This window comes from Corynebacterium renale, from assembly GCF_002563965.1.
GTDB classification, from domain to species: Bacteria; Actinomycetota; Actinomycetes; order Mycobacteriales; family Mycobacteriaceae; genus Corynebacterium; species Corynebacterium renale.
Map to the genome: position 1 here is coordinate 561,855 of NZ_PDJF01000001.1, position 20,791 is coordinate 582,645.

At 55.0% G+C, this 20,791-nt stretch carries 13 protein-coding genes; 6 read left to right on the top strand and 7 right to left on the bottom strand.

Annotation, left to right across the window (positions count from 1 at the left end; all coding sequences use genetic code 11):
- Positions 1-133: 133 nt before the first annotated feature.
- Positions 134-1,417, bottom strand: coding sequence for an aspartate aminotransferase type Ic (locus ATK06_RS02730; RefSeq protein WP_098388800.1), 1,284 nt, complete (start codon positions 1,415-1,417; stop codon positions 134-136).
- Between the two features lie 1,119 nt (positions 1,418-2,536).
- Between ATK06_RS02730 and ATK06_RS02735 the strand changes: the two genes are divergently transcribed.
- Positions 2,537-3,934 (top strand): hypothetical protein, encoded by a 1,398-nt coding sequence (locus ATK06_RS02735; protein WP_048379753.1) that lies wholly within the window; start codon positions 2,537-2,539, stop codon positions 3,932-3,934.
- Positions 3,935-4,039: 105 nt separating this feature from the next.
- Positions 4,040-5,197 carry a non-hydrolyzing UDP-N-acetylglucosamine 2-epimerase gene (gene wecB, locus ATK06_RS02740; RefSeq protein ID WP_048379755.1) on the top strand — a complete coding sequence of 386 codons (1,158 nt, stop codon included), beginning with the start codon at positions 4,040-4,042 and terminating at the stop codon, positions 5,195-5,197.
- A gap of 2 nt (positions 5,198-5,199) precedes the next feature.
- Here the strand turns inward: wecB and ATK06_RS02745 are convergent, their stop codons facing one another.
- Together ATK06_RS02745 and ATK06_RS02750 are read right to left on the bottom strand one after the other, a co-directional pair.
- The gene (locus ATK06_RS02745) at positions 5,200-5,907 is read right to left on the bottom strand and encodes an ABC transporter ATP-binding protein (protein ID WP_408608305.1); all 708 of its coding nucleotides are present in this window, start codon (positions 5,905-5,907) and stop codon (positions 5,200-5,202) included.
- A 122-nt stretch (positions 5,908-6,029) separates the two neighbouring features.
- Positions 6,030-6,887, bottom strand: a complete 858-nt coding sequence (locus ATK06_RS02750; RefSeq protein ID WP_048379760.1) for an ABC transporter permease — start codon at positions 6,885-6,887, stop codon at positions 6,030-6,032.
- Positions 6,888-7,002: 115 nt separating this feature from the next.
- On the opposite strand from ATK06_RS02750, the gene ATK06_RS02755 reads away from it, so the two are divergent.
- Both ATK06_RS02755 and ATK06_RS02760 read left to right on the top strand, forming a co-directional pair.
- Positions 7,003-8,358, top strand: coding sequence for a glycosyltransferase family 4 protein (locus ATK06_RS02755; protein ID WP_048379762.1), 1,356 nt, complete (start codon positions 7,003-7,005; stop codon positions 8,356-8,358).
- Positions 8,351-9,862, top strand: coding sequence for a glycosyltransferase (locus ATK06_RS02760; RefSeq protein WP_098388801.1), 1,512 nt, complete (start codon positions 8,351-8,353; stop codon positions 9,860-9,862). Before ATK06_RS02755 ends, ATK06_RS02760 begins: the two co-directional genes overlap by 8 nt.
- Here ATK06_RS02760 and ATK06_RS02765 read toward each other — a convergent pair.
- Complete coding sequence (locus ATK06_RS02765) at positions 9,859-10,932, bottom strand: glycosyltransferase family 2 protein (RefSeq protein ID WP_098388802.1); 1,074 nt, start codon at positions 10,930-10,932, stop codon at positions 9,859-9,861. The genes ATK06_RS02760 and ATK06_RS02765 overlap by 4 nt on opposite strands.
- Complete coding sequence (locus ATK06_RS02770) at positions 10,929-11,924, bottom strand: hypothetical protein (protein WP_143341382.1); 996 nt, start codon at positions 11,922-11,924, stop codon at positions 10,929-10,931. The genes ATK06_RS02765 and ATK06_RS02770 overlap by 4 nt, the downstream gene beginning before the upstream one ends.
- On the opposite strand from ATK06_RS02770, the gene ATK06_RS02775 reads away from it, so the two are divergent.
- On the top strand, positions 11,902-14,427 hold the full coding sequence (locus ATK06_RS02775; RefSeq protein ID WP_098388803.1) for a bifunctional glycosyltransferase/CDP-glycerol:glycerophosphate glycerophosphotransferase: 2,526 nt from the start codon (positions 11,902-11,904) through the stop codon (positions 14,425-14,427). The two genes, ATK06_RS02770 and ATK06_RS02775, sit on opposite strands and share 23 nt — an antisense overlap.
- On the opposite strand, the gene ATK06_RS02780 is transcribed toward ATK06_RS02775, so the two are convergent.
- Positions 14,424-16,088, bottom strand: coding sequence for a hypothetical protein (locus tag ATK06_RS02780; protein ID WP_098388804.1), 1,665 nt, complete (start codon positions 16,086-16,088; stop codon positions 14,424-14,426). The two genes, ATK06_RS02775 and ATK06_RS02780, sit on opposite strands and share 4 nt — an antisense overlap.
- Before the next feature lie 203 nt (positions 16,089-16,291).
- Between ATK06_RS02780 and ATK06_RS02785 the strand changes: the two genes are divergently transcribed.
- Positions 16,292-17,113 carry an acyltransferase gene (locus ATK06_RS02785; RefSeq protein ID WP_098388805.1) on the top strand — a complete coding sequence of 274 codons (822 nt, stop codon included), beginning with the start codon at positions 16,292-16,294 and terminating at the stop codon, positions 17,111-17,113.
- An 839-nt stretch (positions 17,114-17,952) separates the two neighbouring features.
- Here ATK06_RS02785 and ATK06_RS02790 read toward each other — a convergent pair.
- Positions 17,953-20,679 (bottom strand): bifunctional glycosyltransferase/CDP-glycerol:glycerophosphate glycerophosphotransferase, encoded by a 2,727-nt coding sequence (locus ATK06_RS02790; protein ID WP_098388806.1) that lies wholly within the window; start codon positions 20,677-20,679, stop codon positions 17,953-17,955.
- Positions 20,680-20,791: the final 112 nt, after the last annotated feature.

Consider the following 20,791-nt stretch of genomic DNA (forward strand, 5'->3'; position numbering starts at 1 on the left):
TTAACTGCGCGACAGGGCTAGACAGGCCGTGATACAAAAACTACATTCTGCGGAATTTCAGAAAATCCGACCTGCGGATATTCGGCGGGCAAAGCCACAGAATGTAGTTTTCGTATCACCACGCGAAGTCGGCCTAGTGGCCCAGCTTCTCTACGGCGGCGAGCAGGACGCACGTTGCGACGCCGTCCATCGCGGTCTCCACCTGGTCCTGCGGCGGCAGGGACGGAGCGAGGCGGATGTTGCGGTCGTTCGGATCGTCCTTGAGCGGGAAGGAAGAGCCGGCGCCGGTCAGCGCGATACCTGCTTCCTTGGCCAGCTCAACGACGCGGGTCGCGGTGCCGTCGAGGACGTCCAGGGAAATGAAGTAGCCGCCTGCCGGGTTGGTCCAGCGTGCGACGCCATATTCGCCGAGGCGTTCCTCGAGGATGCGGTTCACGGCGGCGAACTTCGGGGCCAGGGACGCGGCGTGCTTGCGCATGACTTCGCGTACGCCTTCGGCATTCTTGAAGAATTCGGCGTGCGCCCACTGGTTCACCTTGTTCGGGCCGATGCCGCGGACGCCGGCGTGCTTGGCGTACCACGCCAGGTTCTCCGGGGAGGACGCGAAGAAGGCTACGCCGCCGCCGGCCTGGGTGATCTTGGAGGTCGAGGCCATGACCCAGAAGCGGTTCGGGTTGCCGGCCTCTGCCGCGTAATCCAGGATCGGGAGGATGGGTTCCGGCTCCGCGGCTGGGTCCGGGTTGAGGGTGTGGATGGCGTACGCGTTGTCCCACACGATGCGGAAGTCGGGGGCCGCAGTCTCCATGGCGGCGAGGGCGCGGGCGCGTTCCTCGGAGATGGTGATTCCTGTGGGGTTGCCGAACATCGGGACCAACCACATACCCTTGACCTGCTGATCCTTCGCGAGTTCGGCGATGGCGTCGGTGTCGGGGCCGTCGTCAAGCATGGGGACGGTGATCATCTCAAAGCCGAAGTGCTCAGTGATGGTGAAGTGGCGGTCGTAGCCGGGGACTGGGCAGATCCATTTGACGGTCTCTTCGTGCGCCCACGGGCGTTCGGAGTCGTTGTTGCCCCAGATGTAGGACCAGCTGATGAGGTCGAACATGATGTTCAGGGAGGAGGAATCGGCCGCCAGCAACTGTTCCGTGGGGACGCCGAGAAGTTCGGCCCAGATCTCGCGGATCTCTTTCACGCCCTTGAGATTGCCGTAATTGCGCACGTCCTCCCCGCTGGGGGTGGTGTGATTGCCCGCGCCCGGAAGTGAAAGTACTTCCTCCGCAATGTTGAGCTGCTCGTTGGACGGCTTACCGCGCGTGAGGTCCAGCTGCAGGTTCTCCGCCTGCAGGGTGGCGTACTTATTGCGGATATCCTGCGCAAACTCTTTCAGCTGCGCGGCATCCATGTCGAGCAGAGACATAAAACCCTCCTGAAGTGGCTCAGTGCTTATCGACGCCCCACCAGCCCCTGTGAGCCCGGCAACGTCGACACAATCGTCCGCCCTAGGATACACCCGCCAGGAACGCGGGGGAAGAGGTTTCGGGGAGGGTTGGTGGGCAGGGATGGCCTCAGAAGGTGGGCCTGACAGCCTAGCGTGTTACAGTGATTGACTTAGCGCTCAAGAACGGTCCCTGATCCTTAGCAGATTATATCGCTTGAGCGTTTTTGTATTCCAGGAGTCTGCACTACGCCCCACGGAAAAACTGACGCATTACCAAGAACTGCCAGCTTCTACACAGCGACAAGATTTGTTGACAACATCAAGCCGCTACAATGCAGATAATAAAAAAGGCAAACATGCTGCTCATAGTTTATTTTTGAGGGTTTTTTAGCAATGAAAAACTTGCCAAACGTGAGGTAGGACAGTAAAGTTCGTGGCGAGGAAGCCTGCAAAATACTTCCCCCAAAAGGGGGCCTTTACGCTCTGATGAAGTGCAAAGGCCTACAGACCGCCTAGCTAAACAGTCAGGCACATAAGGCTATGAACCTAATCGTCCGAACGGAATACCGTGCGATTAGTCCCAGCCTTTGAGCCCGTTCACTGTCCAGCACTGCCTCCACTTTTGCCCAAGTGGAGGCCTCTTGGATCGACCTGGAGAATTGTCGTTGCAATGTTCTCGCATCGGAACCTCCTCTGGCTTGACGGCCCCTGCGTGAAATAAGCAGTGGCCCGCCGAGGCATCGCCACTGCCATACCGCGGGGTTTCCAACCTCATTTCTGATGTTGCAACGCCCTCAGGCTAACACAGGGAAATGCCGACAAGCGTCGAAGAAGTCCCCCGCTCCGGCCCGTTCAACGAAAGTTTGCCACCACCAAGATATTCGCCAACCACAGCTTGGCTTACATCGCAAAACACTATCGATTCGTGAGCCAATGGGCATATCCACCCGTCTCCCCACCTTGTCACCCCACCCGTGGCCGTTTTATAATTGGGAATCATTTTCAAAAGCCACATAGCCTAACGGTCAAACAGCCAGCCGGCTCAACAGCTTCCGGCCCACCAGGCCCGGAAGCGTCCCAACTGAAGGAGCACCACCCATGCATTCCCCTTCCCATACGGTCCGCCTAGCAGCGGCTTTAAGTACGCTCGCCCTCGCGCTCACCGCGTGTACCCAAGCGCAGGACTCCGCCACCCCGAGCAGTCAGCAGGAATCCCACACCGCCCAGGCGGCAGATACCCAAGATACGAAAGATACCCAGGCCTACCTGGAGCCTTTCGGCGCGGCGATAAAGGAGCATTGGCCGGTGTCTGGCGAGATTTGGCCGGGTGTGGATTACACGCAGCACGTGGCCGTCGTCTTTAAGCTTGATGCCAACGACGAGGTGCAGCAGGCCTGGGCCTTCGACACGAACGGTTCCCGCGAGCTGACCACGCAGGAGATCGCGGGTCTCACCCCGCCGGATGCGGGCGGTTACAGCGAGGGCGAGCTGGGTGATCGCACCGCCGTTTTCCTGGCTATTAACGACGACACCATCGCCGAGGACCCGGATACCACCGAACTGTACCGCTTCGCTTCCCACGAGCTGGTTCACTTCTACCACCAGCCGAACCTCACCGGGTCCGCTGAGGAGGGCAGCCGTTCCGAGTCCTACCCCATCGACCCGGCGCCGCGCGTGGCCCGCCACATGATTTACCACAACCTAGTCCAGGCGTTAAAGCATCCTGAGCAGCGCGAGGAGCACGTGCAGCACGCGAAGTTCTGGCATGAGCAGTGGAAGCAGCAGTTCCCTGAGGAGGCCAAGGGCATCGCGTGGGTGGACATTGTGGAGGGTCACGCCCGGTATATCGAGAATTTCCTCACCTTCCAGACCGCCGACAGCACACCGGAGGAGATCCGCGCCGGCGCCCTGGACAATATTAAGGAAGAGACGTTCCCCAGCGCCGACAAGGAAAGCTACGAGCTGGGCTACGTGGCTGGTTTGCTTCTCGACGCCACCGACCCCAACTGGAAGCCCGACTTCCTCAAGGAAAACGTCACCCCCGTGGAGAAACTACTTGCCGGCGTGACCCCTGCAGAGCAGACCGTGGACCCCGCGATCAAGAAGGACGTCCAGGAAACGATCGCGGACGCGAATGAACAGCTCGCCCCGTACATGCAGACCCTCAAGGAAGCGGAGGACGACCCCTCAGTTCCCTACTTGGCGGTGGATATAATGGCGTCGTCGGGAAGCTTTTACAGCAAGAGCTTCGTCAGCTACCTGGGCAAGGATGCCGTCGCGGGGTTTGTTGGCCAGTACGCGCTCGGCGGCGGTGAACTGTCCGTCGACGATGCGGGCGTGTGGATGGCTGGCACCGAAATCCTCGTGCCGCTGCCGAAGGGCACGCAGGCCGAAGGTGGGACGCTCAACCTCGACGGCGGGAAAGTGAAAGCCAAGGGCGTGAAGGTCACCGCAGAGACCGAAGGTGGGCGTACCGTGTACCGGGCGGTTGGATAGGGCTCCATCTAACAGTTACCTACAATTTGAAACAGGCAACGGAGTTGTTAATATCAGGCCGTTAGCCTGTTTTTATTGTGCGCGTAGTCGACAGAAGGGATTTTGATGCCGACGGCAAAAATCATGGTGGCGTACGGCACCCGCCCTGAAGCGATTAAACTCGCACCAGTTATTAAGGCACTGCGGGACGATTCGCGGTTCGAATCAGTGATTGTGTCCACAGGCCAGCATCGGGAAATGCTGCAGCAGGTCACTGACTTATTCGGTTTTACGCCCGACGTAGAACTGAACTTAATGCATAAAAAGCAGCCGTTGAACCGGATTATGTCCCGTGCGTTGAAGCGTTTGGACGAGGTTCTGAAAAAGCACAAACCTGATGTACTCGTGGTGCAAGGTGATACGTCTACCGCAGCTGCTGCGGCTATCGCTGGGTTTAATCGGGAAGCGAAAATTGTGCACGTCGAAGCTGGTCTGCGGTCCTGGGATTTGAGTTCCCCGTTCCCGGAGGAGGCGAACCGGAAAATTATTTCCGCTATCGCGTCCCTACACCTCACGCCGACGAAGAGTGCGAAGCAGAATCTTCTTAATGAAGGCATTGATCCGGACCGCATCCTGGTCACTGGGAACACGGTGATCGATGCGCTGCGTGAGACCGTGCACAAGACGTCCGCTTTGTCTGACCCGCGCATCTGTGAAGCGCTGGAGAAGTACTCACAACGGATTATTGTGACGTCGCATCGCAGGGAGAACCTGCCTGCGCTCAGCGCGATTGGTTCCGCTATCGGGCATTTGGCGCGCGAGTATCCGGATACGGCTTTCCTGCTCCCGATGCACATGAATCCTAAGATCCGTAAGCGTCTGCTGCCGGCGATTGAGGGGTTGGACAATGTGGTCACCACCGGCCCACTGCCGTATGACCAGTTCATGCACCTTATGCAGGAAGCTACGTTGATCGTTACGGATTCTGGTGGCGTGCAGGAAGAAGCCCCCGCGCTCGGGCTTCCTGCCCTCCTGATCAGGGATACCACCGAACGGCCTGAAGCAATCGACGCCGGTGCGGTAAAACTTATCGGCTCGGACCCGCAGGCCATCATCAGCGAGGTAGAAAACCTGCTGGAAAATCCTGCCGCGTATGAGGCAATGCGCCATGCCGTCAACCCCTTTGGTGACGGCGCAGCAACTCCGCGGATCATCAGCGCACTCGATGCACTCGTCGCTGCGCGCCCCTTGGATGGGATTGCGGAGTTTCAGGCCCGCTACTAAGGCTATAGCTTTGCGACGGGTATAAACCTGGGAGGCGTGTAGCTGGCACGGAATTCGTCCAGGATTTTCTCACTGGATGCGGTATCTCCCTTGGACTTGTACTCAGCCCACTGGGAATAGCCTTTCACTACGTCGTCGACGGGGCCGTCGGCGATCATTTCGCCTAGGTGCAGCCACGCCGCCCGGTTGCACATCGATTTCACTTGAGCCGTGGAGTGCGAAACCAAGACTGCCACGCCGGCGGATTCGGTGAGTTCGTCGATGCGGCGCTTGGCGCGCTCTGCGAAGGAGGCGTCACCAGCGGACAGGGCTTCGTCGATAAGCAAAATCTCGGGGGAAATTGCTGTGGAAATCGCGAACTTTAAACGGCCCGACATGCCGGAGGAGTACGTGTTCATGGGGCGGTCGATGGCTGCGCCGATATCGGCGAGTTTTTCGATCTTGGGCGTGGCCTCATCAACTTCGGCGGGAGTCATTCCCAGCGCGAGGCAGCCCAAGCGGATATTTTGCGCACCGGTGAGGTAGGTTTGCATCGCTGCGGAAATGCCCAGCAGTTGGGGGCGTGACGTTGCGCGGACTTGGCCCGAGGTCGGCTCCTCTTGGCCGGCAAGGATGCGCAGGACGGTGGATTTGCCGGACCCATTTTGGCCTAGGAGGCCTAAAAATTCACCCGGTTTCCCGTAAAAGGACACACCCTTGAGCGCGTTCACTTCCCGTTGGCCTTTTTTGCGGGAGAAAAGCCCGGTTTCTACATCGCCACTTTTGAGGTAATAGTCTTTGACCACATTGTTGACAACAAATAACGGTGATTCCATTGTTCTTCCCTGGATGGTTAGCGGATGTTGACGTACTTTTCTTCAGCCTGCCAGAAGAAAATGAAACCGATAATGAAAAGCCCCACGCTCCACGCCGCTAATTGTGCCCACAATTCCCACGACGGTACGGAATCGTAGACCACGCATTCGCGGATGGCGGTGAGAAACTTATAGGCCGGGTTTGCCATCATAATTTTTTGCACAACCTCGTGGTCCACGAAGCGTTCGATGGAAAAGAACACTCCAGAGATAAAGAACCAGGCCCTACTAAATAGGTTGACGGCAACCTTGAATTCCGGCCGGAATGCCGTTAGGCGGGCGACGATTAACATGAGCCCGAGGCCGAAAACGTGCATGAGTAGGTATAGGGGGATGACCAGGAGGATCGTCCACGAAATGCTGAATTCGTCTTTGAGCGCAACCGCGCCGATCACCGCGATAGTGGCGGGAATGAGGTTGTCCAGAAAGTAGCGGAGGACGTGGGAGAATACGACTGCCGCGCGGGGGAAGTTGAAGGAATCGATCAAGTTTTTGTTCACTTGAATAAGTCCCACGGCGGCGGTGAGGAACTGGCTCATGAAGCCGAAGAAGATGACGCCGATGACCAAAAAGCTTAAAAAGCTTTCCACGCCACGGCTTGTTTTGAGGACGAAGCCGAAAATGAAAGCATAAATAACAATATCCAGCACCGGCATAAGGACGAGCCAGATGCGCCACAGCGCATAGTCACGGGTGGTGCGGAATGCTTTTCCTTTGGCGTCGGCGATGATGAAGAATCTGCGGTCGTGCAGCTGCCGTAAATAGCCGAAGAGGGTGGGCTTGAGGAGCAGCGGCTGCAAGCTTTGGCCGTTGTATCTGATTACATCGTCACTCAAGAAGGTTCTCCCGTCTGCTAGTACCTTCCAAAGCTTAGCCGAGCAATCTCTCAGGGAAGAACCAGACAGTATACTATCGGATGGTGTATAGAAGCTTCGGTTTCGAATCCCGTTCATGCATTCACCACGAAAGCGAGCATTACCCGTGCACCATGTGATGGTTATTTCGCATTACTGGTACCCGGAAAACGGTGTTCCACAACGTCGCTGGCAATGGCTGTCCGGTTTACTTACAGATGCTTCCTACCGGGTCACCGCCATTGCGCCACCGCCGCATTATTTGCGGAATGTTTCTACGAATAAGTGGTGGAATTCGTTGCGCAGTTCCCGGAATCGCGGCCCGGAAAGTGGCCCGCAGGGTGAGCGTATTGTTCGGGCAAGTTTTATCCCAGTCAATCACTCGTTGACGTCGAAGTCTTTGAATCAGTTGTGGTCAGCGCTCTCCACTGTGCGAATTGCGGTGGGTCAACGCGTGCGCGGTACTATGGAGCGTCCCGACGTCGTGGTGGGCACTGTTCCGGCTATTCCTACGGCTGTCGCCGCTTTTATGGTGGCCAAGATTTGGCGGGCACCCCTGGTTATTGATTTACGCGACGCCTGGCCAGAACTGCTGGATACGTCGGAAAGCTGGAACGCGGCGACGGGCACTACCTCGCGTCGGGAGCGCCTGCTGTCCGGGCTGCCGATGCGTCTTGTCAAAGGGGTGGTCACGCGAGCCCTGAACAGTGTGTTTAAAGCCGCCGACGCCTTGATCGTGACCTCGGAGCAGCACCGGCAGGACTTGGTGGCGCGGTTTCACGCCCCAGCGCACTCGGTGGTGACGGTGCGTAACGTGTTCCCGCCCGCGACGATGCCGGAAACGCCAGCAGCCCCAGACCACGCGCGTGGCGAGAAGCCCGGCGCGCACTTACATGTCTTGTACGCGGGCACCATTGGCCGTGCGCAGAATCTGTCGAACGCGGTACACGCCGCCCACCTGGCAGCCCGGGAAGGCGTGCATATTACGTTGCGGATGATTGGTGCCGGGGCGGCGAAGCAGGAGATTATGAAGGAAGCCGGCGAACTGGGCGTCGATGTGGAGATGCTGGGGCGGGTGACACCGGATCAGTTGCATGAGCATTATGCGTGGGCGGATACCGCTCTGGTTCATCTGACGGATTGGCCGCCGTTGCGGAAGGCGGTGCCGTCGAAGACGTTCGAGTTGATGGCGTTGGGCATGCATATTACCGGTGTTGTCGCTGGTGAGGCCGCCGATTTGATTGAGGATTTGGGGGCGGGGGCTGTGGTGGCTCCGGAATCGCCGGAGGACTTGGCGCGCACGTGGGCCTGTTTGGCGCAGGACCGATCGTTGCTCGCGGTGGATGAGCGCGCAGCCGCGTGGGTGGAGGATGAATACGCTCACCGTGGGCCGGCACGTTTTCTGCAGCTTATTGGTGATGTGATTGGGGCGAAGGGTCGTGTCCGTGGTTAAGAATCTTGGTCTGCTTCTGCCCTCCGTGCGGCTCGCCGGTACGGTGTCGGCGAAGTTGTTCGCTGAGGATCCGGTTGGTTTTACTGCGAAGGTGGCGGAGAAATTCCGGATGTCTACAAACCCGGTCCTGCACCGGGGCGCGCGGCTTCTTTCTGGTGGCCTGAAGCGGATAAGTGGTAGCCCGTTGGATGCGTATTGTGATGCCGGGGAGTTCACCGCGGGTATCCAGTGGGCGGAACGCCAGCGGCGTGTTTCCCGTAGGGAGGCGGCGCTGGTGCGGGTTCACCGGGAGAAGTTGGAGCGCTTGCGCCACGAGTTCCCTGCACGGATTCCGATGCGCCGCGCGCACACGGTTGTGCACTATCTGACGAACTCGTTGCCGTACACGAATTCTGGGTACACGTTGCGTTCCCAGAAGGTGCTGCAGGCCCAGAACGCAGCGGATATTCACGCCACGGCGCTAACGCGTTTGGGGTATCCGCTGGTGATCGGCCAGTTTTCGCGGTCGCAGTCGGATGTGGTGGGAGGCGTGACGTACCACCGCATGCTGCCCAAGGATTTCCCCACGTCCCTCACCCGCCGGGATACCCGGGCGACGCAGGAGTTGGTGGACTTCTGCCGGGAGCAGGGAGCGGAGGCGCTGCAGACGACGACGGATTACACGAACGCTATCGTCGTCGCGGAGGCGGCTGCCATCCTGGGGATCCCGTGGGTCTACGAAGTCCGCGGGGAGCTGGAATCCACGTGGGCTTCACGACGCCCACCCGAGGCCGTGGATTCGGAGTTTTATGCCCTAGCCCACGCTGCTGAGACGCGCGCGATGCTGGCGGCCTCGCATGTGGTTACTCTCAGCGAGGTGTCCAAGCGGGATGTGATGGCACGCGGTGTCCCAGAGGAGCGGATCACGGTGGTCCCGAACGCGGTTGATGATGCCCAGCTGGAATGGGTTCCGGACCCGGCGCGGATTGCGGAGCTGCGTTCTTCTCTAGGAATTGCGGAGGACCAGATTGTGGTCGGCGCGATTACGTCGGTTGTGGAGTATGAGGGTTTAGACACCCTCATCCGCGCTGCGGAGCTACTGCCTGATAAATACGTCTTCGTGATTGTGGGCGATGGTACGGACCGCACCCGTCTTGAAGCTATGTGCAGCGCTAAGAATGTTCACTTCGTCGGTAAGAAGCCGCAGAGTGAGGTCTTGGATTGGTATGCGCTTGTGGATGTGTTTGTCATTCCGCGCAAGGACCTTGCCGTGACCCGGAAGGTCACCCCGATTAAGGGTTTGCAGGCCCAGGCGCTGGGCACGCCGGTTGTGGCCAGCGACCTTCCGGCGTTGCGCGAGGTCACTGGGGGTGTGGAAACGTATGTGATACCGGAGTCTCCGGAAGATTTGGCCCGCGGTATCGCAGACGTTGCGGGCACGCGGAACGCGCGCGGGGTGGAGTGGGCGCGGCAGCGGTCATGGTCGGCGAATAGCCGCCGCTACCAGAGCATATTCTTAGGCTAGGCGCGGACGTGGTCTTCGTTCAGGCCGAAGGTGTGGATGTCCGCGCTTTGCGCCAAGGTGAGGTCTGTGGCGTTCCAGGTGTGGTCGTCGTGACGCATGACCATGAAGTTGAACTGGTCTGTGGAGTAGATGGGTACCCCGGCGTGGGCTACGCGGCGGAGGAAGTCGGTGTCTTCCCCACGGGTGCGTTCAGCAAACGGAAACTGTTCGAGGATGTCGCGGTCCGCCATGAGGGTGGCCCCGGCGACGAAGTCAGTGAACATGCGGGCGCGATTTTCCCGGCGGAGGGCGATGGCGTTGAGCGTGGGGAAATAGATGTAATTCGCCGCTTTGCCCACTACTTTCGCACCGGTGTCCCACATGCTGAGGTACTGGTCGGTGAGGTAATTGGGCAGGTAGAGGTCGTCATCGTCGAATTTGGCGATAATCTTCCCGGCGGCGTGAGCTACGAGTTCGTTGAGGCACTCCCCCAGGCTGGCTTCTGCCGGTTTGTGCAGGCAGCCCTCGGCGTGGAACCCGTGAGTCAGGATGAGAAGTTCGGTGCGCGGGTAGGTTTGCCGGCTGAACTGTGCCCGCACGTGTTCTAGTTGGTCGGGGCGGTTCGTGGAGACAACCACGCTGATCAGGGGCAATGGCATCCCGGCGGCATCATGCTCACCCCTGAGAAGTTCACGGAGTTGCCCGGTGGCAATCTTTGCGCGCAGCAGCGGGGAGTTCAGGGCGGTACGGATTGCGGTGGTGTTTTCTTCCACCAGGGGGATTCCGGCGCGGATGAGTGGTGCGCGGAGCTCTGCCGGTGGTTCGATGCACGCCTGCACGTGGGGTGCAATATCGGTGACCTGTAGTTTTTTGGCACCCCACCGCGTGTACAGCCCGCCGGAGGTTCCGAGCTCCAGGTAGGAGATTTTTTGTTCTTTCTCCAGCTGCCGCCCTACCTGGCTGGGCCCGTAGGAAAGGAGTTGGAATGTGCGGGCTTCACGTAAACGGGGCCAGGCGGATGCCAGTTTGAGCCCGCCGAGCGGGCCGCGACGTTCTACTATGAGGGCTGCCCGGCGTAGGAGCTGTTTCATTTTTTCACCTTGTGGATCAGGGCGGTGAGTTTTTGCCGCTGCTCAGCCGGGATCTTCTGGGCGAGAGCACCAGCCGGTGTGGGCAGGAGTGCTGGGAGGAGGTAGGCGGCCAGTACGCTGCTGGGCGGCGGGACGTGGCCGTCACCCCATTCGCCGAGGACTAATTCGGGCTGGGTTTCCAGGGATTCTAGGAAGGGTTCGGCGTGGGTGCCACGGTGTGTGTCCGATTTGTTTTGGAAGTACGTAATACGCGGTTGGGTGGGAAGCCCCGCATAGTATTTCTGTAGGTCCAGGATTTGGCCGGATTCTGGGTCTTTGCATACTTCGGCCCAGGCTGTGACGGAGTGTTTGTGGTGGTAGCGTTCCACGTTTGTCTGTGGGTTCATAACGAACGCTTCGGCGCTGTGCCGTAGTTGGGGTGCGGTGACGAGCGCCGCGAAACCGCCAGCGGATCCCCCGAGCAGGACGGCTTTTTCTTTGTTCCAGGTGTCCAGGATGGCGTCGATAAGCTGCGGGATGAGGTGTTGCGCGGGCTCGCTCCGGGTGCCGGTGTACCAGCCGATCCGCAGTTGCTTATCGACGGTAAACGCCGGGTCCGACAACGCGATAAGCGAAAAGGGCAACCGGGAAGTCAGGCCCACCCCGGAGAAAAACGGTGGATACCCGGCGGTGCGGTCCACTGCCCCACCGAATACCACGAGCACATTCTTACCCGGGCGCCTACGCAGGAGGATGTCCAGGTGGGACTCGCCGAGGCTGATGGCGTGGATGCCGTCCCCATAGCCTTTAAGCTGTGTAAAGGCCTGGGGCGAGGAGTGCGTGATTACTGGGTACTTCCAGTTTTCATACTGAGTATCATCCTGGGCCATCGCATGTGTACTTTCCATCGGGAGGAGCGTGAATACATTCCACGCTACAGTAACATTCAGGGTTGAATATTCCGGACCGGTAACCAAGGACGTACGCAGGATGAGCATGCACGAAGACGACATGGAACAGTTACACTCATCCGTCTGCGCGCTGCTGGACGCCAATAACCTTGACCAGCTACGTGAAGTAGTGGACACGGAGGCTTTCGTCGATCTTGCCCAGGCGTGTTCTTACCGCACACGCCCAGCGCCGGATTATGCGGTGGGCGTTTCCGGGTTGAGTTATGGTCAGCTGCGGATGCTAGACGCTGTCACAGATCACTCGGAGCCGATCTGTCCAGCGGTGCCACGCGTGGTGGTGCGTTCGACGGAACGGGCATACCGGTTCAGCGTGGTGATTGGCGTGTACAACAGTGCTGATTACTTGCCGGCGCTGCTGTATTCGTTGCAGGCGCAGGACTTCGCGGATGTTGAATATATCTTCATCGACGATGGTTCATCCGACAGCAGCGCTGCGATAGTGCGTTCGTGGGCGTCTGAGCGTCAGAATGTCACACTGGTTTCTTTGGGCCGCAACGTTGGTGCAGCTGCCGCGCGTAACGCGGGCCTGGATTTCGCGCGCGGTGAGTGGGTGACGGTGGTGGATTCTGATGATGTGCTGGACCCGCACTACTTCACCCAGGTTGCCGGGTTTATGGATAAATACCCGGGTTGTGCGATGTACACAACCCGTATTCTGCGCCTGAATGGGAAAAATGGTGAGGTCGGTGATTCCTTACCTCTGGGCTTCAAGTACCGCAGCGGGGACCAGGTAGTGGACTTGGGCGATCAGCCCACACACATCCAACTGGGTGCTACAGCGTTCTTGAAGCGCGCCATACTGGAAGGCTTAGGTTTGCGCTATGACCGTCGTGTGCGCCCCACATTCGAGGATGGGCACCTTATTTGCCGCTATCTCCTTGGTTGCACTGCTTCCGCGGAGCGCGTGCAGGTAGGTGAGGTGGCATCTGCGCTGTATTTCTACCGCTCGCGCACGGACACGAGTTCGTTGGTACAAAGCGGGTGGGGCATCGGAGAACGGTACGACGATCAAGTGCGCTTCGGCTACCTAGCACTGTTGCAGCAGGCTGTGACTCAGTGCGGTGCTGTGCCCGCATGGTTGGCGAATACTGTTTTGTACGACATTTCCTGGTACTTCACCGAGGACATCACCACTCGGGCACGCACTATGTGGCTGTACCACCAAGCCGAGCTCAAGGCCCAGTTCTTAGAGCTTCTCGACGCCATCTTCGCCCTCCTACCACCGGGCACAGATCCGTGCCGCCCGGTCAGTTCCACGGTTCGGGATGCGTGGGCCGTGAAGTATTGGGGTAAGCCACCTACCGGCGATTTTTGCCAGCACTTTTTCGACGAACCCTTCGCCCACGTGACGTATGAACGCGAACCACGCGTGCCCAAGGGGACGAATCCTCTGACGTGGGCTGAGCGTATGCGGCTGCGCCGCCTGGTGACCGGAGATAATCGGGCCGTGAACCTGGCGAAGGCCGTATCCCGGAAAGCCCGCCACCTGGTAAAGAAATCAGCCAAGCTGAAAGCACAAGTGATAGTGAACATTCCGTGGGCGCCTGCGAGCTTGAAGGGCGCGTGGGTTATCACGGACCGGGTTACTGGTGCTGGCGATAATGGAGAGCACCTGTACCGCTGGATTGTGGACAACACGGACCAAAAAGCGTTTTTTGTTCTCAAACGTGGCGCCCCTGGGTGGGACCGTTTGAAGAAGGACGGCTACCGGGTTTTACCGCATGGAAGTGTGCGTTCCATACTTGCGTACTTGAACGCGGAGGTTGTCATTTCTTCCGACGCGGTTGTGGAGTCCCGCAACCTTGCACCCGCGTACTTGTATGGTCCCTCGCGTGCGCCTTTTGTGTTTCTGCAGCATGGGGTGATTTACAACCGCAATATTAAAAACATTGCCGGGTGGTTGAACACGATTGATATTGACCTCATGTTCACCAGCACTGAAGCGGAAACCGAGTACGTCGCGGCGCCAGATTCGCGGTTCCGTATTAGCCCTGACCGTGTAGTTCAGGTAGGGATGCCTCGCTGGGACCGACTTGTGGAATTGACGAGGGGAAAACTGCCGGGGGCGCGTCTCACAGTGTTGTTGATGCCCACGTGGTTCCCCGGCAAAGATTATTCCGCGTGGACAAACCTTGCGAAGGAGTTACGCGAGGATTACCAGGTCCATGTGATAGCGCATCCTTCGATCGCCAACGAACTAGGCGTCGACATTGCCCAGGATGTGGTGGACCCGCGAAGAGACGATTTCCAAAGTATCCTCGCCGCGGCGGATGTGTTGGTCACCGACTACTCTTCGGTGCTTTTCGACGCCCTCACGGCCGGAAAACGGGTGCTGCTTATGCACGGCGACGGTGACCGACCGATAGTGACCGATAACGCCGCCGTGGCGAATCTGCCGGTTGCAGCCAATGTTGACGAGGTCAAGGAACTCCTAGGCACAATAAATAGCCAACGAGAACCTACTGCTTCTGCGAACCCGTCCTTCTGCGCTGATACATACACCGCTATACGCAGGTGCGTAAAAACGATGGATGACGCAGATTAGGAGTTGTAAGCCTCTACCTTAAATTTGGTGCCAAATGACTGACCGAACGCCCCTGCTACATGCAACTTGCCGATGGCTCCACTGGACCAAATGCCGTCAGCCGTGACTACAGTGACGGACAATTCGTAGTTTCCGGCGTCAAGATCGTCTAAGTCGACGCCTTTACTGCCAATGTCATGGTAGTAGGCCTTAGCAAGGCTTGCTGGTAGGTCACGGTTTCGGTGAGCAATTCCCAACCGTTTGGTAGCAACAACTTCCCCACCTTGGGTGATAACCAAGGACATGAGCGCCTGGCCCCATTCGGAGATAGTCGTACCAGCAGGTGCCAAACAACCACGTACCAACAGGCGTCCCTCTGGATTGATGGACAAGACGTCTACGTGGTTGTATTTTCCATTAGGAATGATTTCACAATCGGCGTGCCGAAGCTTGAGCACATCCGTCTTTTTCTTGTCCGCAGAGATTAAAACGCTGTAGTCTTTCGTGATTGCTCCGGCCCACCGGGAGTTCTTTGCCGTTAGCGGTGCTAGAGCAGACTTCCTAGCTTTGAAATGGTTTAGGTACACTTTGGCTTCATGCCCACCGAAAGGTAAGTCATCAAGGGAGACACCCTGACGCTTAAGGGTTGCGGTTAAACCACCTGAATAGTCAACTCGCCCCCAACGTGAATTCCGTAAAGAAACACCGCTGTCTAGCACGGTTCCTAAATCAATAGTTTTAGGTCCTATGTGAAGGCGACGCTCCATCTGCCCGTAGCCGTCCACTGGGATTCCGCGGAAAATTGTGTCTGCTTCGACGAACAGACGGCCGTCATTGACTTTCAGAACCTGTATTGAGGTCTCAGGCGTACCATACACTGACGCGGCGGCTGGCGACGTCTCCTCTTTCCAATCTAGGATTTCATGCGGGCCCAACTTTACGTTAAGGCCTTCTAGCAGTAGCAAGAGAAGTCCTTGGACTATAGGCACTGCGTAGGAAGTGACTGCGATGTGGCTATCTACATAATCACTATTAACCGCGATGAGGTTGAAGTTCTCAAGCCTCGATAGTGCTTCCACATTGGGTTCGATCTCGGTCTTAAACTGCGGATCACCTTTAGAAGTGATGAGGTAAATCGGAGCACCCCCGCCACGGTTTTCCTCAATAAGGTCTGGCAGTAAAGAATCCATTTCATCCAGGACGGCCTGCCCGCGCTTACCCGCAACAATTTTTCCAGCAGTCGGCCAACTCGTTTTCAGGTACGTGCCCATAAAAAGCTGTGGAACGGTAACCACCGTACCGCCTAGACCAAGTTTTAGCGAAAAATACAACGCAGCACTGCCACCTTTAGAAAAGCCGGCTGCAATAATCATATCGCGGCTAATATTGAATTCTGAACACAAATTGTCAATGAACGACTCTACAATATCTTCCGGCCAAGACTCGCCATCGTGGCGCAAGTAGTAGGAATTAGCGTTATTTTCACCGAATTCATCGTAGATCCAAACTATATCTTGCCGGACACAGTTAAGACTATTGCCGGAAAAATCTAATGTTCCTTTATCCCGGAACCCAGAGAAAATCACCAGAATATTGCGTCGATCAGTCTGAGAGGGCTTGTATCGATATTTTAACGATCGACCACAGTGGGTGTAGACCCCATCTCCTTCATTGATAAACATACATATACCCCATTCGTGGATTAGCGACATCTAAACGGTGTGGAAGGAAGCAGGACAGTAAGTCTACACCGCTCAGCCAACATAGATACACTATGCACAGTAAGCTACCATGGGACACCAGGCTACAGGTTTGACACGTCCCGCTAGAAACCGGCCAATAGCCAGTAAACCCCGAAAGATCGTACGACAGCCCCAGGATAATAATGGAAATAATTAAATCATTCACCGAACCTCCACAAAGCAATGAGATCAAAGTTAACCCAAGCCTATCTACTTTGGCCAGAGACGCAAGGATTAACATTAACGGCAGTAATAACATTATTGTCATAGAAGACGGAGTTAAAATAGAAGGTGGCAGCATTAATGTCAATGGATCGAACAGCCTTCTTTATTTAAGCCGAAATCGACACCCCTACCGACTTCAGCTGTCCGTCAACGCAAATACTTGTGTCTTTTTCGGTCCAGATACATTTATGAATGGAAAGCTCACCGCGACCACCTCAGAAGGAAAGAATATTCTAATTGGTCGCGAAGGACTATTCTCTTATGGCATCACCATGCGTACAGCTGACCCTCATCTGATATACGACTCCAAAACAAAAATGCGTATTAACGCCAGCAAATCTGTACTTATTGGAGACCACGTATGGCTGGGCCAAGACACTCTCATCCTTAAAGGAACTCATATAGGCTCTGGGGCGATACTTGCCGCCGGTTCTGTTATTGCAGGGAAAAAACAACCCTCGAACACAGTCTTCGGAGGTAATCCAGCCCGCCAACTCCGTGACGGCGTGTTTTTCTCGACGCATTCCGTACATGCGTGGGGGGGGGATGAAAAGACTAAGGAACACGAAATTATGGAGACACAAGAATGGATTTATGAATTTGATAGTCGCGAAACCGTAGATTACTCCTTAGCCGATCGCAAGATTAGTACAGCAAAGGACGCCACTTCCAAGTTGAACGTTGTCAACGAATTTCTTGTAGACACAAAAGACGTCAAGAAAAACCGGTTTTTCATCTAACGCCAAGAGACAAATCACGGCAAAAAATACAAGGCACGGAAAACCAGTCCATGGTGAGCTCGGCTCCGAAGCCGAGCTCACCATGCCGAGTAGCTCTCGGGAGACATCAGCCTGAACCCGGGAGCAGAAAGCACACCGGATTTGGCTGCTCGCCCCCTCACCAACCACCATATTTAAAGCACCACACGAGACGTAGTAATACGGCTCCTGGTTAAGGTGCCGGGTACGGATATCAGCGAGCAGGGAATCGAAATCTTCTGCCCATCACGGATACCTGCAATTTCAAGAGGTTCTCTACACCAAATTTGGCTACAAGCTCGTTCATTCCACCGGTTGAGACCGCTTTCATATTACGGGTTGCAAAGATTGTGGTCACCCCTCGTGCTGATCCGAGATAGCACTCAAAGAGCCAATCAGCGATGAACGAACCGTACATAGCTTCGCATTAGCAGCGGAGTTTAAACCAAGCCTGGTACCACGCCTGTGAGTTGAGCTAACCATTCCGGAGTTGGTTGGCGGCGGTGCGGCAGGGCATAGTCTGCGCCTCGCGCACTGTGTCGGCTTAGGCTGACAGGATCTGTTTTAGAAACAAGATAACGCCGCCATAACAACCCTGATATACCTTAAAAGACTGATTTAAGAGGCGGTAACGGGAGATCTGTTAAAAACCCAATCAAAGAAATAGTCACCATATACATCACTACAACTCGTATGCAGGTAGTAAAGGACACTACCGTCTCAAAAGAGGGTTTCCTAAAGAATCTTGCCCTGATTCAACGCGCATATAGCCAAATTGGCGCTTTTAGATAATTACAAAACGCCATTTCGACGTCATGCAGCTATTTCAGCAACTGCTCAATCTCCTGGCTAACACGTTCAGAGTTATTGAAATCTCGAAACTTGAAAACTCTCTGAATACGGGGTTCATATTTGTCAATATCTTGAGCTGAACCAACCATGCTGTTCACTAAGAAACCAATCAAAGACTGTAAATCATAAAAGACCGGACCGAAACCATCTTCGACAAAATCAAAGTCACCGTAGGCGACGGTATGTCCACCGCGATTGACCAGATCATCAAATTGAATATACGCTATTTTCTTCCGAAGATAAGCCGCATCAGCGACCACGCTAGAATAGTCTGTTACAAAAATTTCAGAGTTAGAAATAAGCGTCTTGTAGTCATACGGGGGCACGACAATATTTGTAAACTCTCCTGGAACAAAATCAATATTTTGCGGGGAGAAGTTAGGATGGAGCACAAAATCAAGAACGTAACCCTCGCGCTCAAGGGCTTTATTTAGCGTTTCAGAAGATAACAGCTGCTGATAAAATTGGAAGTAATCTGAATCCTTGAAATCTTCCCGATAGTGTCGCGTATTAGTTGAACGATCGAATTGACCGGCTAACTGCGACCTCCACGTTGGAGCAACAACAATACGTTTGGTATTTTTGTTATTTACCAGCCGGTCGTGCCTCGGGAATCCGAGTACCGGAACCTCCACGCTGTCTAGGCCGTAATTTCCTTTAGTCACTTCGTTTAATTCTGTCTGGCCACACACTACGAACCTCGCCAAAGGCTTGTCGAATGCATTCAGCCAGTCAGAAATATCGTTAATAGTTACCCCGTGCTGCAAAAACACAAATTCGAAGCGATAATTATCGCGCATAATGCGTGAATCGGCACCAAAGGGATTAAGAATGTGATCGTCTGCTTGAGACGATGCGAAAACATCGGCAACAAGATAGAGCAAACGCCCTACAAAACTGTCTGGTTCAACGACAGTTCCAACTTTACGCAGATTTTGGTATTCCGCAGAATCTTTGCTCTGCAAGAATATAACTTTCCTATTCCGATTCGTATTTGATGCCATGTATCGGAAAAACGCTTCACCGTTATCGCCGGCTGATGAAAAGCGGTCTGATATGAGCCAGATTTGCTTCCTTTTCAGAGTAATTAATATAAGACTCAGGATCCTATAGCATAGAAGTATAGACTTTTTTCTTTGGATGCCTTTAGTTCGCTTATCGTTGACAATCGTCCGCAGAAGAGAAAATTCGCGCCGCCAAATTTCACGTACCGTTCGGGGCTTAACCGCGAAGTACTTGTTTTTTACATTTTGGACAATAAAGGATTTTAAAATCTTGTAACCGCTCGGAGAGTCAACCAACCCCGCATTTTTCACAAATGTAACTTTTGGCCTATATGTTCTGCCGCCATATCGGATCGCTGGTCGAACACGTAGATTTGGGATTACCTCTAAATCTACTTCAAAATAATATGGCTGGAAAACCTCTTCGCCAAGGAAGATAGTGCGTTTTTTCTTGGGCGCTGGGACACGCTTCAGTGGTACAAATTCGTGGTTGGTAAGAAATCCAAATTCGACCTCAGCTATCGGCACACCCTTATAGTGGCCCTTGACGCGAATTTTTCCAGACTCCTGCCGCAACGATTCGATTACGCACCCAAAAGAAGCGGCACCGGCTGCCCAAACCTTTTCATCGTCGAGAAAGGCAGAATGCCACCGGATTTGCAAATCCGGGATAGCTGGTTTCTGGCGCCTCATACTAAAAAGCAATAACTTATGATCGATATGAATATGCCGCTGTCGTAGAATAACATCGGTGTCCAGGTAATGCGCCAGGTTAACTATTCCTCGCTTGTATTCTTCAAGTTCCTCAGCGCTTAATACGTTTTGTGTTCGTTGTCTAATACGCCATTGAAGATCGTAGCAAACCGCATATTGTACATATTTGGGAACGCTACCTTCACTATCTTGAAATTCATTGAAAAGCGCTTTCCCGAATCCTTCAATTACATCAATATAGTACTCTTTTCGCCCTAGATTTGTATCAAGAGCAGACGTGCCATCGTTGCGCTTCCGGTACATGTAGCAAGCTTCCGCTACTACCCCGTATTTACGCCTTTTCATGATGAGCTGTGTCATAAATTTCATGTCTTCAGCGTATTTCAAATTTGGGTCTAGATGTAGCCCATATTCTTCAATGGCCGTTTTTTTCACGAAGGACGCTGATAGTGATCCTTGGATTAAATCCCAATTTTTCTCTACGTTAATTACACGAGTACCGTCATGAAATTTATGATTAAGTATATGCTGCCCTGTTTTATCCCCAAAGAATTCAAGAGGGATCCCGATTGCGTCGATCTCGCTTTCATGATCTTCAAAGAAGCGGTAAACGTTAGAAAACGTGTTCTTAGAGTATTTATCATCGGAATCGAGAAAGCCTAAATACTTGCCACGCGCTAAACTCATCCCACGATTCCGCGCTTGGGATACACCTCTGTTCTCTTGGTGGAACGCGCGGATGATAGTGGGGTATCGGGCAGCGAGCTGATCTACTAGGTGAGGCGTCTGGTCAGTGCTTCCGTCATTGATAATGACGATTTCGATGTTGCCGTCGACGTCGAAATCCTGATCTAGAATGCTCTGAACAGCTTCTTCTAGGTAGTCTTCCACGTTGTAGGCAGGGATGACGACTGTGAAGATGGGGCCGGTTTTCGGCACGTCTAGCTCATCCTGCAGCTGGCCCACGTAACTATTCACTGATTACCTTCCTTGCGCTCACTCAACCCCGGATAAATATACTCTACATATTCCCTTAAAGTTAGGTAGTTTCGGGCTGTACCCGCGCTAAGAGGGTTGGTTTTGTCCGTAT

Bases quoted from the DNA above. Each gene is read 5' to 3' on its own strand.
- ATK06_RS02730 (WP_098388800.1), bottom strand. From the start codon at position 1,417: ATGTCTCTGCTCGACATGGATGCCGCGCAGCTGAAAGAGTTTGCGCAG.
- ATK06_RS02735 (WP_048379753.1), top strand. From the start codon at position 2,537: ATGCATTCCCCTTCCCATACGGTCCGCCTAGCAGCGGCTTTAAGTACG.
- wecB (WP_048379755.1), top strand. From the start codon at position 4,040: ATGCCGACGGCAAAAATCATGGTGGCGTACGGCACCCGCCCTGAAGCG.
- ATK06_RS02755 (WP_048379762.1), top strand. From the start codon at position 7,003: ATGCATTCACCACGAAAGCGAGCATTACCCGTGCACCATGTGATGGTT.
- ATK06_RS02765 (WP_098388802.1), bottom strand. From the start codon at position 10,932: ATGAAACAGCTCCTACGCCGGGCAGCCCTCATAGTAGAACGTCGCGGC.
- ATK06_RS02775 (WP_098388803.1), top strand. From the start codon at position 11,902: ATGAGCATGCACGAAGACGACATGGAACAGTTACACTCATCCGTCTGC.
- ATK06_RS02770 (WP_143341382.1), bottom strand. From the start codon at position 11,924: ATGTCGTCTTCGTGCATGCTCATCCTGCGTACGTCCTTGGTTACCGGT.
- ATK06_RS02780 (WP_098388804.1), bottom strand. From the start codon at position 16,088: ATGTTTATCAATGAAGGAGATGGGGTCTACACCCACTGTGGTCGATCG.
- ATK06_RS02785 (WP_098388805.1), top strand. From the start codon at position 16,292: ATGGAAATAATTAAATCATTCACCGAACCTCCACAAAGCAATGAGATC.